Annotated in this window: 11 protein-coding genes; 7 read left to right on the top strand and 4 right to left on the bottom strand. The window is 71.9% G+C overall.

Annotated features, from left to right (window positions below; genetic code table 11):
• Positions 1-49 precede the first annotated feature (49 nt).
• Together DEP02_RS16105 and DEP02_RS16110 are read right to left on the bottom strand one after the other, a co-directional pair.
• Positions 50-1,915: an AAA family ATPase gene (locus DEP02_RS16105; protein WP_112468010.1), complete on the bottom strand. Its 1,866-nt coding sequence runs from the start codon at positions 1,913-1,915 to the stop codon at positions 50-52.
• Positions 1,916-2,345: 430 nt separating this feature from the next.
• Complete coding sequence (locus tag DEP02_RS16110) at positions 2,346-2,966, bottom strand: uridine kinase family protein (RefSeq protein ID WP_112468011.1); 621 nt, start codon at positions 2,964-2,966, stop codon at positions 2,346-2,348.
• A gap of 223 nt (positions 2,967-3,189) precedes the next feature.
• Here DEP02_RS16110 and DEP02_RS16115 point away from each other — a divergent pair, with 223 nt between their 5' ends.
• The 3 genes from DEP02_RS16115 (at position 3,190) to DEP02_RS16125 (ending at position 6,856) form a co-directional block, all read left to right on the top strand.
• Positions 3,190-4,569 (top strand): C39 family peptidase, encoded by a 1,380-nt coding sequence (locus DEP02_RS16115; RefSeq protein WP_112468012.1) that lies wholly within the window; start codon positions 3,190-3,192, stop codon positions 4,567-4,569.
• A gap of 126 nt (positions 4,570-4,695) precedes the next feature.
• Positions 4,696-5,394 (top strand): TetR/AcrR family transcriptional regulator, encoded by a 699-nt coding sequence (locus tag DEP02_RS16120; protein WP_112468013.1) that lies wholly within the window; start codon positions 4,696-4,698, stop codon positions 5,392-5,394.
• A gap of 289 nt (positions 5,395-5,683) precedes the next feature.
• Complete coding sequence (locus DEP02_RS16125; protein WP_112468014.1) at positions 5,684-6,856, top strand: acyl-CoA dehydrogenase family protein; 1,173 nt, start codon at positions 5,684-5,686, stop codon at positions 6,854-6,856.
• Between the two features lie 871 nt (positions 6,857-7,727).
• On the opposite strand, the gene DEP02_RS16135 is transcribed toward DEP02_RS16125, so the two are convergent.
• A complete protein-coding gene (locus DEP02_RS16135; RefSeq protein ID WP_112468015.1) occupies positions 7,728-8,174 on the bottom strand; it encodes a hypothetical protein in 447 nt (148 codons plus the stop codon).
• Positions 8,175-8,413: 239 nt separating this feature from the next.
• Here DEP02_RS16135 and DEP02_RS16140 point away from each other — a divergent pair, with 239 nt between their 5' ends.
• The 4 genes from DEP02_RS16140 to fxsA all read left to right on the top strand — a co-directional run bounded on the left by DEP02_RS16140 (position 8,414) and on the right by fxsA (position 12,466).
• Positions 8,414-8,854 (top strand): Lrp/AsnC family transcriptional regulator, encoded by a 441-nt coding sequence (locus tag DEP02_RS16140; RefSeq protein ID WP_073945769.1) that lies wholly within the window; start codon positions 8,414-8,416, stop codon positions 8,852-8,854.
• A 67-nt stretch (positions 8,855-8,921) separates the two neighbouring features.
• Entirely contained in the window at positions 8,922-10,526 is a 1,605-nt protein-coding gene (locus DEP02_RS16145; RefSeq protein ID WP_112468032.1) for an amidohydrolase, read from the top strand.
• 543 nt (positions 10,527-11,069) lie between these two features.
• The gene (locus tag DEP02_RS16150; protein ID WP_112468016.1) at positions 11,070-11,870 is read left to right on the top strand and encodes a polyprenol monophosphomannose synthase; all 801 of its coding nucleotides are present in this window, start codon (positions 11,070-11,072) and stop codon (positions 11,868-11,870) included.
• 41 nt (positions 11,871-11,911) lie between these two features.
• Positions 11,912-12,466: an FxsA family membrane protein gene (gene fxsA, locus DEP02_RS16155; protein WP_112468017.1), complete on the top strand. Its 555-nt coding sequence runs from the start codon at positions 11,912-11,914 to the stop codon at positions 12,464-12,466.
• A 172-nt stretch (positions 12,467-12,638) separates the two neighbouring features.
• Here fxsA and DEP02_RS16160 read toward each other — a convergent pair whose 3' ends face one another.
• Complete coding sequence (locus DEP02_RS16160; protein ID WP_112468018.1) at positions 12,639-13,013, bottom strand: RNA polymerase-binding protein RbpA; 375 nt, start codon at positions 13,011-13,013, stop codon at positions 12,639-12,641.
• Positions 13,014-13,287 lie beyond the last annotated feature (274 nt).

Genomic DNA, 13,287 nt, shown 5'->3' on the forward strand with positions numbered 1-13,287 from the left:
TCGTGCCGCCCCAGCGGAGGGCACTCGGGGCGACGGGGCCCAGCGTCCGTCACAACGCCGACGGATCCTGGGGCCCCCGCCCCGAGGAAACCTCCCCGTACGCCTGCATGAGATCCGGCAACCGCAGCGTCGCCAGGTCCTCCCGGGACAGCGTCCCCGGGTACGTCGACAGCCGCAGGTCACGGTACGCACAGCTCTTCTCGTACAGCGTCCGCAGGAACCGCCCGTTCCCGAGCTCGTCGATCCACCCCTGGTCGACCACATGCCCGGCGATCGAGCGCAGCTCGTCCAGGGCCTCGTCGTCCCACAGGTCACCGTTCTCCGCGGCGAGCACCTTGCCGATCTCGGTCAGTTCGGCAGGCCGGTACGACGGGAAGTCCACCCGGGTCGTGAAGCGGGACGACAGCCCGGGGTTGGCGGCCAGCAGCCGGTCCATGCCCTCGGGATAGCCGGCGAGGATCACCACCAGGTGGTCGCGGTTGTCCTCGGCCCGCTTGAGCAGCACCTGCAACGCCTCGTCGCCGTACGCGTCCCCCTTCCCGTAGCCGGAGTTGGACAGCGAGTACGCCTCGTCGACGAAGAGGACACCACCGATCGCGGAGTCGATGAGCTCATTGGCCTTGACGGCGGTCTGCCCCAGGTACTCGCCGACCAGGTCGGCCCGCTGGGCCTCCACCAGATGGTCGCCGCCGAGCAGACCGAGCGCGTAGAAGACGCGACCGAGGATGCGGGCAACGGTGGTCTTGCCGGTGCCGGAGGGACCGGAGAAGACGAAGTGGCGTTTGGGCGGCTGCACGGGCAACCCCTGCCCGGCCCGCAGCCGTGCCATGTTCAGCTGCGCGGACAGGGCCTTGACCTGGCGCTTCACCGGCTCCAGACCCACCATGCGCTCAAGCTCGGCAAGCGCTTCCTCGAGCAACGCGGGATCGGTCGGACCCGTGGGCAGCGCGTCCCCGCCCGTCGTGGTCCGCCGGCGCACCGCCGGATCGGTCACCGACGGCAGCGGGCCGGTCACCGACAGATCGGAACCGGACAGCTTCAGATCCCGTCCCTCCGTACCGAAGAGCGGGTCCAGCACATCCGGGCCGTCCACCGTGTCCTGCCCGACACCGGTCACCGTGATCGCGGCGAGCCCGGCCACGTCGTCGTAGCCGTCGCCCTCGGCGATCGCCGCCAGCCGCGCCGAGGTGTCCATGAAGGCCGGATCGACCCGGTGCACCGCCCGGTACAGCGGGAGCGCGGCGGCGCTGCGCCCGGTGCCCTCGTGCGCCCGCGCCAGCCAGTACCGCAACTCCTTGCGCTGCGGCTGCTCGCTGCGGCACCGCATCAGCGCGGCCGCGAGCAGGGGCTCGGCCTGTCCGTACATCTCCATCCGGACCCGGGCCATGCCGCCGAACAGCCCGGCCTCGATGCCGAGCAGGGGATCGTCGAGCAGCGGGTCGGTGTGCCGGACCAGCTGTTCCCAGTCCTTGACGAGATAGGCGCGGCAGGCGTGCAGAAAGCGGACCTGGGCGTCGGTGTCCACCGGCGGCAGTCCGGCCAGCGCCCGGTCCAGCTCGGGGACATGGCGGCCGTCCAGCCAGTGCGAGGCGTGCGCGAGCAGCAGATCACGGGGTCTTTCAAGGACGGGCTGCACCCACCAGCCCAGCCAGTACCAGGAGTTGAGGGTGCGGCGGTGCCGGGTGCGCTGCTCGCCGAAACGCTCCCGGTGCCGGAACATCCGCAGCAGCGCGGTCGTCGTGTCCACCCGCAGCGCGTGCAGGCCGAGCCAGCCGTCGGCCATCCCGGGGTCCAACCGCACCGCGGTACGGAACTCCTCCTCCGCCTGCGGATAGGCGCCCATGGTGTAGGCGTCCACGCCTCGCAGCCACGCGAGGTCGGCCGGGGCGTCGGGGCCCTGCGTGCCGAAGTCCATCACGTCCCCCACAGATCGTGCCCCCCAAGGTTCGCCGTCCGGCATCCACCAGGCGGCCTCCTGTGGTCGAACCGCTTTGCCGCGGACCGGAGTTGCAATGGGCTGAGCAGCCGTCCGAAGGTCGCACCGAGGGCATCGTACCTGCGGGGCAGCCACGCGCCGAAGGGTGCCGCACAGGCCGTTCGGCGAGGTGGGAGCGGACGGGGCGCGCCGTATTCGGTGACTGAGGGTGACCGGATGGCGCCGGGCAGCGTCCGGAAAACGGTGGGTGGACAGAACGAAGCCCCCGATCACGGGGGAACAACCGGGGGCTTCGCGTCTGTCGGCGGCCATCAACGACCGCACACTGAGAACGTAAGTCCTGTACGGCCCCCGGGTCAAGCGGAGTTGGAACAGTCGGAGAAGTTCGCCCGCGGCGGTCTCCACAACTTCAGCACACTGCCGACGGCCCGTCACGGTGGGTGACGAAGTGGTCCGGTCCAACGGTCCCGGCAGGCCCCGGAAGCACCTCGTATCCCTGGGCCGACTGCCGCACCAGAAGATCGGCGAAGGGCCGCGAGGGGTCCTCGGCGAAGTGCCGGCGCTCGGCCTCGACCCACCCGGACCAGAACTCCCGCTGCTCCTCCCCGTCCCGCGACCGCCCCCGCGCCCAGGCCTCCTCGCGCGGCAGCTCCATCCACAGCAGCCGCGCCAGATACGGGCGCAGCACCCGCCGCCCCGCTCCCACGCCCTCGACGAGGATCACCGGCGCCGGCGGCAGCGGGCGCGCCGGCCCGAACCGCCGCGCCCGCCAGTCGTAGGGGAAGTACCGCGCCGTCGCCCCGCGCCGCAGCGGCTCGACGACCTCGCTCAGCAGCCGCCCGTCCCACGAGAACAACTCCTCGTGGCTGGCGACATCGTCCAGGTGCAGCACGGGCGCTTCTCCGAGCGCCACCGCCAACTCCCCGGCGAACGTGGACTTCCCGGACCCGGCATGCCCGTCGACGCCGATGAGCCGTACGGTCCCGCAGGACGGCGGCAGACGGCGAAGACGATCAGCGAGAGCGCGAATGACGATTCCCGGAACAGACGGAGGCGTACTTCCCCAGGCATTCTAGTGAGGGCCCATGAGCCACGGCGGAGTGGCTCCTCGCAGGTCACGCCAGTGGTGGAGACCAATATTGGTGGGTACGGCGCGCGTCGAAGTGCTGGCAGGAGGCGGACGCCGCGGTCATAGTGGGCGCACAGCCGTGCACGGACCGCCCCGACTTCGGACACCTGGGGGTCATCCACCCATGAGCAGAGCCGAACAGCCGTCCCGCAGATCCGTCCTGGCCGCCGCGGTCGCCGCGGCGACCGCGGGTGGCGCCGCACCGGCGGTCGCCGCCACCGCACCGACCGCCGAAACCCCGAACGCCGGCGGCCGCCCCCGCACCACCCCGGCCCGCCCGGTCGACTACCGCGCCTGGACGACGTACACCGACTGGCGCAGCGGTACGGCCCACGGCACCCGCGCCGTCGCGGGTGTCCGTCCCGGCCTCCGGATGGTGCGGCCGGCGGGCGCCACCGACTACCTCGACCCGCACACCGGCACCACCGCCACCTGGGAGTACGCCACCTGGACGGGGCCGGCCCACCGGCTCACCGTGCCGGCCACCGAGGCGGTCGCCTCCTGGAACGCGCACACTCCGGCCGGGACCTGGCTCCAGGTCGAGCTGCGGGGCACGTACTCCGACGGCACGGACACCCCCTGGTACGTGATGGGCCGCTGGGCGGCCGGCGACCAGGACATCAGACGGACCTCCGTCGACGGCCAGAGCGACGGCCGCGGCACCGTCTGGACGGACACCTTCTCCGTCGACGACCCGGCCTCCGGGCTGCGCCTCACCGCGTACCGGCTGCGGCTCACCCTCTACCGCAGGCCCGGCACCACCCTCACCCCCACCGTGTGGCGGATCGGCGCCATGGGCTCCGACATCCCCGACCGCTTCACCGTCCCCGCCTCCACACCCGGCCTGGCCGGGGAGCTGATCGTCCCGCGCTACTCGCAGGAGATCCACGTCGGCCAGTACCCCGAGTACGACAACGGCGGCGAGGCCTGGTGCAGCCCCACCTCCTCCCAGATGATCATCGAGTACTGGGGTGGCCGGCTCACCCCCGAGCAACTGTCCTGGGTCGACCCGTCCTACGCCGATCCGCAGATCTGCCACGCCGCCCGGCACACGTACGACCACCAGTACGCCGGCTGTGGCAACTGGCCGTTCAACGCCGCCTACGCGGCCACGTTCAAGGACCTGCAGGGCGTCGTCACCCGGCTCGGCTCGCTCACCGACCTCGAGACGCTGATCGCGGCCGGCATCCCGGCCATCACGTCCCAGTCCTTCCTCAAGACCGAGCTGACCGGCGCCGGTTACGGCACCAACGGTCACCTGATGACCGTCATCGGCTTCACCGCCGGCGGCGATGTGATTGCCAACGACCCGGCCTCGCCGAGTGACGAGGCGGTGCGGCGCGTGTACCGGCGCCGGGAGTTCGAGAACATCTGGCTCAGGACCAAGCGCTACAACGCCTCCGGCAAGGTCGCCTCCGGCAGTGGCGGCATCTGCTACCTGTACTTCCCGGCCCATCCAACGGCCCACCAGCGCAAGGCTCTTGCCGCGGTGGGCGTCCGCTGACCGGGACGCCGCGGACGTACGAAGCCACGAAGGCCCCGGGTGACCGGGGCCTTCCCCGTGAGCGGCCCGACGGCCGGCCTGCCATACTGCGGAGCCCGACCGCTCAGTTGGAGACCAGGGCCGAAATTGAACATCAGTCGACAGAGTGAGGCCGCCCTCCCCCGGGCCCTCGACTCCGTTCGAGCAGGGGGGACCCCCAGCCGTACGCGCGGCACCGAGCGCTCCGTGGCACGTCGCGCCGAACTCATCGCCATCGGGCGGAGGTTGTTCGCCGACACCTCCTACGACGCCCTCTCGATGGACGACATCGCCCGGCAGGCCCGTGTGGCCAAGGGTCTGATCTACTACTACTTCCGGTCCAAGCGCGGCTACTACCTGGCGATCATCGAGGACTCCGTCGCCGACCTGGTCACCTTCGCGGCGGGCGGCCTGGAACTCCCGGCCGTGGACCGGGTGCACCGCACCATCGACAGCTACCTCCGCTACGCGGAGCACCACCAGGCCGCCTATCGCACCATCGTCAGCGGCGGTGTCGGCTTCGACGCCGAGGTCCACGCCATCCGGGACGGCGTGCGCGAGGCCATCGTCGCGACCATCGCGAAGGGCGCCTACGGCCGTACCGCGATCGCCCCACTGGCCCGCATGGGCCTGCTCGCCTGGGTGTGCAGTGTCGAGGGCGCCACCCTGGACTGGATCGACCGGCCCGAGCTGTCCCGCGACACCATGCGCGACCTGCTGGTGAAGACCCTCGGCGGCACCCTGCGCGCCATCGAGGAGCTGGACCCGGCCCACCCGGCTCCCGCACCCGCCCGCCGCGACGACTGAGCAGGCACGTGTCCCCGCTCGGCCCCCAGATGGGCGTTCCGCCCGGTTCAGTAATGGTTTGTCAATGGTTTGAACCAACTTCGCCCTCTTGAGATTTCTCGAAGTAAGCGACCGTTAACCGGTGACGGGATCTCTCCGATCGGGCATACTCACAGCGCACAGCCGCTGGTCAGCAGCTTCCGTGACCCGGGATCGCCGACCACGGCCGGCCCGAGAAAGACCCCGGCGGAGCCGCCCCCACCCAAGGCGCACATCCGCCGATGCGCCCGACAGGGAGGAGAGCGTCGCCATGCCCGACCGCGCCCCGCAGCCGGTGGACCGGCAACTGCCCACGGACGAGGCCCGGGACCTGATCTCGCTCGTCCGCGACATCGCGCAGCACGAGATCGCCCCCAAGGCGGCCGAGGAGGAGGACGCGGGACGCTTCCCGCGTGAGACCTTCACCCTGCTGTCCCGCTCGGGGCTGCTCGGCCTGCCCTACGACTCCGAGTACGGCGGCGGCGACCAGCCCTACGAGGTGTACCTCCAGGTCCTCGAGGAGCTGGCCGCGGCCCGCCTCACCGTAGGCCTGGGCCTGAGCGTGCACACGCTCGCCTCGTACGGGCTCGCCACCTACGGCACCAAGGAACAGCAGGTCGAGCACCTGCCCGCCATGCTCGGCGGCGGCCTGCTCGGCGCGTACGCCCTCTCCGAGCCCGCCTCCGGCTCCGACGCGGCCTCGCTGCGCACCAAGGCGGTCCGGGAGGGCGACGGCTGGGTGATCACCGGGACCAAGGCGTGGATCACCCACGGCGGGCTCGCCGACTTCTACACGGTCATGGCCCGCACCGGTGAGGAGGGCCCGCGTGGTATCACGGCCTTCCTGGTGCCCGGCGACGCCGAGGGCCTGAGCGCCGCGGTTCCGGAGAAGAAGATGGGCCTGAAGGGCTCACCCACCGCGCAGATTCACCTGGACGGAGTGCGGGTCTCCGACGACCGGCGGCTGGGGGAGGAGGGGCAGGGCTTCGCCATCGCCCTGTCCGCGCTCGACTCCGGCCGGCTCGGCATCGCGGCCTGCGCCATCGGTCTCGCCCAGGCAGCCCTGGACGAGGCGGTCGGCTACGCCGCCGAGCGGCAGCAGTTCGGGCGGCCCATATCGGACTTCCAGGGACTGCGTTTCATGATCGCCGACATGGCGACGCAGATCGAGGCGGGCCGCGCGCTGTATCTGGCGGCGGCGCGGCTGCGGGACGCCGGCCGGCCGTTCGCGCGGCAGGCGGCCATGGCCAAGCTGTTCTGCACGGACACGGCGATGAAGGTGACCACCGATGCCGTCCAGGTGCTCGGCGGGTACGGCTACACCGCGGACTTCCCGGTCGAGCGCTACATGCGCGAGGCCAAGGTCCTGCAGATCGTCGAGGGCACCAACCAGATCCAGCGGATGGTCATCGCCCGTCACGTCGCGGGCCCCGAGACCCGCTGAACAGCCCGAGGCCGGCCGGGGGCGCCACCAGCCGCACCCACTCCGGGTCGTGTCGCCCCGGCAGGGTACGGCCCCGGTCGGCCCAGATGCGCACCAAGTCGCGGTAGATCGGCGGGTCCTGGGCCTGTGGAGGCGCAGGCGGAACCGACTCCGCGGGCGGCGGAACAAACACGCGACGCCGACGCGCGACTGCCGTCTGGGTGGTGGTCATACCTGACCAACGCGAGGCCCCGAGGCCAGGTCACCATCGCGCGGAATCGAGCGTGAGTTCATGGGCGTCCGGGGCCGACGGTGACTTGGGCCGACGGTGACTTGGGCCGACAGGGTGACCTGACGCACCGGACCCACGCACGGATCCGGCCCCACGCCGGCCCGGGCCGGCGTGGGGTCCTGCGACGGGGCGGGGCCGTGGTGCGGGCGGGGTCGTGGTCCCCGGCCGGACCGTGACTCTGCGGTGCTCCGGTGCCGAAGGACGACGCGGTGCCGACCGGAGTCGTGGCCATGGACGGGGCCGTGATTCCGGACGCTGTTCCGGCAAGTGGCGGGGCCGTGATGCGGGCCAGGGCCGTGAACCGGGCCGGGCCGTGGGCGAGGCGATGCCGTGGTTGTCGGCGGAGCCGTGCCCCGACAGTGCCATGGAGCCGCCGGGGCCCGGTACTCACCGAGGCCAGGCTGCAGACCGGGGCCGTGGCCCTGGGCCGGGCCGTGGTGTGGGTGGTGCCGTGGTCCCCGGTCGGGACCTCATTCCGGCGGTGGCGTGGTTCCCGGGCGGGTCGTGGTGCCGGCCGTTGCCCGCCGTGCGGGGCCCGTGCCGTGAGGCGGGCCGGGGTGGGGCACGGGAGCGAGCCCCACGGGAGTCGGGCGGCGTTGTTCAGGCGGCATGACGGCGCATCGCCGGCACGCGCATCGGGCGCGAGCCCGGGCCGCCGACGTGCGAGAAAGGCTGCGTGCGCCAGTCGAGCCCCTGCGGGAGGGTCAACAGCAGGGCGGTGTCCTGCTCCTGGGGCGCGAAGGACTCGTCCGCGGGGCGGGCCTCGGAGGCCCGTCGGCCCGTACCGGCGCAGACCGTGAGCCCGAACGGGTTCCACGGCGAGGCGCACAGCGCGTGCTCCGGCAGGACCTCCTCGTCCGCGAGCAGGGCGATGGGCTGCGCGCACTCCGGGCAGATCACCCGGTACATCTCGAAGGTGTCGTAGGCATCGGGCTCCTCGCCGTCCAAGGCGTCGTCGGCGTCGGATTCCACCCACTCCGGATGGAGTTCGACGACCGGCTGCCGCCGCTTGGGCACAGGACGACCAGGGCGCTTGAGACTCTGCATGGGATTCTCCCCCTAAGGCTGGGCCGTGAAGGCGCTGCGGCCTCGACCACAGCAAGCACTTCCCGTCCGGTCTCGGCGGTAATCACGAGAACATCACGGAGAGCCTCCAAGAGGTGTGGTGTTCGTCACACACCACCCGCGGGTGCCCGCCGTGGAGGCTTTTGCGACATCACGAACGGCGCATGATCCGGGCCGTTGAGCTGTCCGGGGAGATCAGGAGCCCTGTAGGTTCTTGCGCCATGGAGGAGCTGGACCGACAGATCGTGCAGCTGCTCGTCAAGGACGGGCGGATGAGCTACACCGACCTGGGCAAGGCCACGGGGCTTTCCACGTCGGCCGTGCACCAGCGGGTGCGACGGCTGGAGCAGCGCGGCGTCATCCGCGGATACGCCGCGGTCGTCGACGCCGAGGCCGTGGGTCTGCCCATGACCGCCTTCATCTCGGTCAAACCCTTCGACCCCAGCGCCCCCGACGACATCGCCGACCGCCTGGCCGGCGTCCCGGAGATCGAGGCCTGCCACAGCGTCGCCGGCGACGAGAACTACATCCTCAAGGTCCGCGTGGCCACCCCCCACGAACTGGAGGAACTCCTGGCACGCGTACGCACTCTGGCAGGCGTCTCCACGCGCACGACGGTGGTCCTGTCGACCCCGTACGAGTCCCGGCCTCCCCGCATCTGATCACTGTCCAGTGGCCGCCGTCGCCCTGCGTGCGGCGGTGCCCCGGCGGGGCGGGAGACTGGTGTTCATGAGTGAGCGCAGTGTTGACGTGCAGACCGTTCTTCTTCGCCGGGGCGAGGTCCACAGCCCCGCCGACCCGTTCGCGACCGCGATGGTCGTCGAGGCGGGGCAGGTGGCGTGGGTCGGCTCTGAGGGCGCGGCGGACGCGTTCGCGGACGGCGTCGACGAGGTGGTCGACCTGGACGGCGCACTCGTCACCCCGGCGTTCACCGATGCCCATGTGCACACCACCGCGACCGGTCTCGCGCTCACCGGCCTGGACCTGTCCGACGCCCCCTCCCTGGAGACGGCGCTCGCCCGGGTACGGGACTTCGCCGCCGCCCACCCCGACGACCGCGTACTGCTCGGTCACGGCTGGGACGCGGCCCGCTGGCCCGGCGGCCGTCCCCCCACACGCGCGGAACTCGACGAGGCCACCGGCGGCCGGCCCCTCTACCTCAGCCGGATCGACGTCCACTCCGCCGTCGTCACCACGGCCCTGCTCGACCTGGTGCCCGAAGCCCCGGGCCCCGTGGACGGCCCGCTGACCGCCGACGCCCACCACGCCGTACGCGCCGCCGCGTTCGGCGCGATCACCCCCGCCCAGCGCGCCGGGGCACAGCGGGCCGCACTCGACCACGCCGCCTCCCTGGGCATCGGGTCCGTGCACGAGTGCGGCGGCCCGCGCATCTCCTCCGAGGACGACTTCACGGGCCTGCTGGCGCTCGCCGCCGAGGAACCGTCCCCCCGGGTCGTCGGCTACTGGGCGGAGGAGAACGTCGACAAGGTGCGGGAACTCGGCGCGCTCGGCGCCGCCGGCGACCTCTTCGTCGACGGCTCCATCGGCTCGCACACCGCCTGCCTGCACGTGCCGTACGCCGACGCCCACCACACCGGAACCGCCTACCTCGACGCGGCCGCCGTCGCCGCCCACGTCATCGCCTGCACCGAGGCGGGCATCCAGGCGGGCTTCCACGCCATCGGCGACGCCGCCGTCACCGCCGTCGTCGACGGCATGCGCGCCGCCGCCGACAAGGTCGGCCTCGCCCGGGTCCGCGCCGCCCGGCACCGTGTCGAGCACGCCGAGATGCTCACCCCCGAGACCATCGCCGCCTTCGCCGAACTCGGCCTGACCGCGTCCGTGCAGCCCGCCTTCGACGCCCTGTGGGGCGGCGAGGGCGGCATGTACGCCCAGCGCCTGGGCACCGAGCGGGCCCGGACGCTGAACCCCTTCGCGGCCCTGCTCCGCGCCGGTGTCCCGCTCGCCTTCGGCTCCGACAGCCCCGTCACACCGCTGGACCCGTGGAGCACGGTCCGCGCGGCGGCCTTCCACCGCACCCCCGAGCACCGCGTCTCGGTACGCGCCGCGTTCACCGCGCACACACGGGGCGGCTGGCGGGCGGTCGGACGGGACGACGCCGGAGTTCTGGTGCCGGGCGCCCCCGCGGACTACGCGGTGTGGCGCACCGACGAACTCGTCGTCCAGGCCCCCGACGACCGGGTAGCGCGCTGGTCGACCGACCCGCGCTCCGGCACCCCCGGGCTGCCCGACCTCACCCCCGGTCGTGACCTGCCCGTCTGCCTGCGGACCGTGGTGGGCGGGCGGACCGTGTTCGTACGGCCGGGCGAGTGATCTCCCGGAGCGGCGCGGCGGCGTCCACCGGCCGCCGTTCCGTCGCGCGACCTGAGCTTCCTGCGCACGGACCGGGTGGAGAAGCACGCTCGTTCAGGGCGATCGGCTGGTTGACAGGCGATGGCAGGGGGCCGGTAGGTTCTGCCGGGTCCATCACCGGACGCCCGGCCGGGGAACCTCCGTACCCGCGTCACGGCGCCGCTGGGTCAGGGACGGTGTGCCGCACCGGATCACCGTCACCGGGAGCCAGGCTCAGCGCCCGCGGCGAGGGCGGAGCGTTCCGGACGGTGGGCAAGGTATGACCCGGGTGGGGCCCGGGCGCTCAGTAGACAACGGCTTCAGGTCGATCCGCAGCCGGCGGATCCCGGGCCGGCCCGAAGGGCACCGGGCCCCCATCCGCCGAACGGGGATCCGCTACATGTTCAAAACGGTCATTCCTACCCCGCTCCTGCCCGATCGACGCCCCGCACGCACGTCGTGTCACGCTCTCGCAGGCCGGGACCACTAAGGTGGTTCCCTGCGTACGGACTTGAAGGGGCAGCAGTGAACCACGGCGACGGCACCCTCGCGGCTGGGGCCCAGAACAGGCGACTCGGCCCGCTCGGCACGGCCTTGGTGATCATCCCGACCTACAACGAGGCGGAGAACATCAAGGCGATCGTGGGCCGGGTGCGCAAGGCCGTCCCCGAGGCACACGTCCTCGTGGCCGATGACAACAGCCCCGACGGCACCGGCAAGCTCGCCGACGAACTGGCGGCCGAGGACGGGCACGTGCACGTGCTGCACCGCAAGAGCAAGGAGGGCCTCGGCGCCGCCTACCTCGCGGGCTTCCGCTGGGGACTGGAGCGCGACTACGGCGTCCTGGTCGAGATGGACGCCGACGGCTCCCATCAGCCCGAGGAGCTGCCCCGGCTGCTGACCGCACTCAAGGGTGCCGACCTGGTGCTGGGCTCCCGCTGGGTGCCGGGCGGGCGTGTGGTGAACTGGCCCAGGAGCCGCGAGTACATCTCCCGCGGCGGCAGCATGTACTCCCGCCTCGCCCTCGACCTGCCCCTGCGGGACATCACCGGCGGCTACCGCGCCTTCCGCCGGGAGACGCTGGAGGGCCTGGGCCTGGACGAGGTCGCCTCGCAGGGCTACTGCTTCCAGGTCGACCTGGCCCGCCGCGCCGTCAAGGCCGGCTACCACGTCGTCGAGGTCCCCATCACCTTCGTCGAGCGGGAATTCGGCGACTCCAAGATGAGCCGTGACATCCTCGTGGAGGCGCTGTGGCGGGTCACCGCGTGGGGCGTGGGAGAGCGGGTGACCAAAATCACCGGCCGGGACGGCAAGAGCCGGGGATAGCGCTTATCCGGCACTGAGCAGGCACCAGGCACACTGGGAGTATGACGACAGGCGCTCCGACCTCTCCGCACTCCCCCCGGCCCCGGCCCCGGCTGCGCAGGTACCTGCCGCTGGGCATCGCGGCGTGGCTGGTACTGGAGATCTGGCTGCTGACCCTGGTCGCGGGCGCGGCGGGCGGGTTCGCGGTCTTCCTGCTGCTGGTCGCCGGCCTCGTCCTCGGCGCGGCGGTGATCAAGCGGGCAGGCCGCCGTGCCTTCCAGAACCTCAACGAGGCACTGCAGCGGGGCGGAGCCCCCTCCACGGGCCGCGGCGGCAACGGCCTGACGATGCTGGGCGGCCTGCTGCTGATGATCCCCGGCATGATCTCGGACGTGATGGGCCTGCTCCTGCTCCTCCCGCCGGTCCAGCGGGCCGTGAGCCGCTACGCCGAGCGCACGGTCGACCGCAAACTCCGCGCTTCCGCCCCCGGTACCCTGGGCGACGCCTTCCAGCAGGCCCGCATACACCGCCCCGACGGCAAGGTGGTCCAGGGCGAGGTCATCAGGGAGGAACCGACAGACGCCCCGCGGGAGCAGCGCCCACCTCTGACTCGGTGAGACCAAGCAGCGCGTGAAGCCCGTGAAGGCCGACAGGGGGTCCGGGGCGCAGCCCAGGAACAGCAACCCCTCGCAGGCCCGCGCCCGAAAACGAAAGCGCGGGCACCGTACGTCGACGTACGGTGCCCGCGGCAACTCGCGTGCGCTGCAACGCGGCCGAGCCCCGCAGGGACTACGCGCTCTTGCGGCTGTCCCGAGGATGGACGGCGATGTTCATCGCACCGCTGCGCAGAACGGCCAGACGCTCCTCGAGGACTTCCTCGAGCTCCTCACGGGTACGCCGCTCCATCAGCATGTCCCAGTGCGTACGGGCCGGCTTGGCCTTCTTCTCCTCCGGACCGTCGCCATCCACCAGAAGTGCCTGGGCCCCGCAGACCTTGCACTCCCACTCCGGCGGGATATCCGCCTCGACCGAGAAGGGCATCTCGAAACGGTGCCCCTTCTCGCATGCGTACTCCACGGCCTGGCGCGGAGCCAGGTCGATACCGCGGTCCGTCTCGTAGCTGGTCACCACGAGGCGCGTGCCGCGAAGAGCTCGCTCACTCATGAATCGTGCCTCCCGGGCTTGTCGCCCACAGGACAGGTGTCGCTGTCGTCGTCATCCGGTCAACGTCCGGTCGGCGGTAAAGATTCCCGTTCCGAGGTCCCGTTCCGGGTCATGCGTCGCCGTCGTAGCCGCAGCCTTGTCAACCAGTGCAGTACCCACCGGCGCCCGGTTTGTCACATCTGTTAGGAGATGTCACCCAGCGTTTCGGCTTCTTTGACGCGCAGTAACGGTACGCCTGGCAGGCCAAACGCGTACACTACCGCCCTTTCGCCCC

The sequence above is a fragment of the Streptomyces triticisoli genome, assembly GCF_003270085.1.
Lineage (GTDB): Bacteria > Actinomycetota > Actinomycetes > Streptomycetales > Streptomycetaceae > Streptomyces > Streptomyces triticisoli.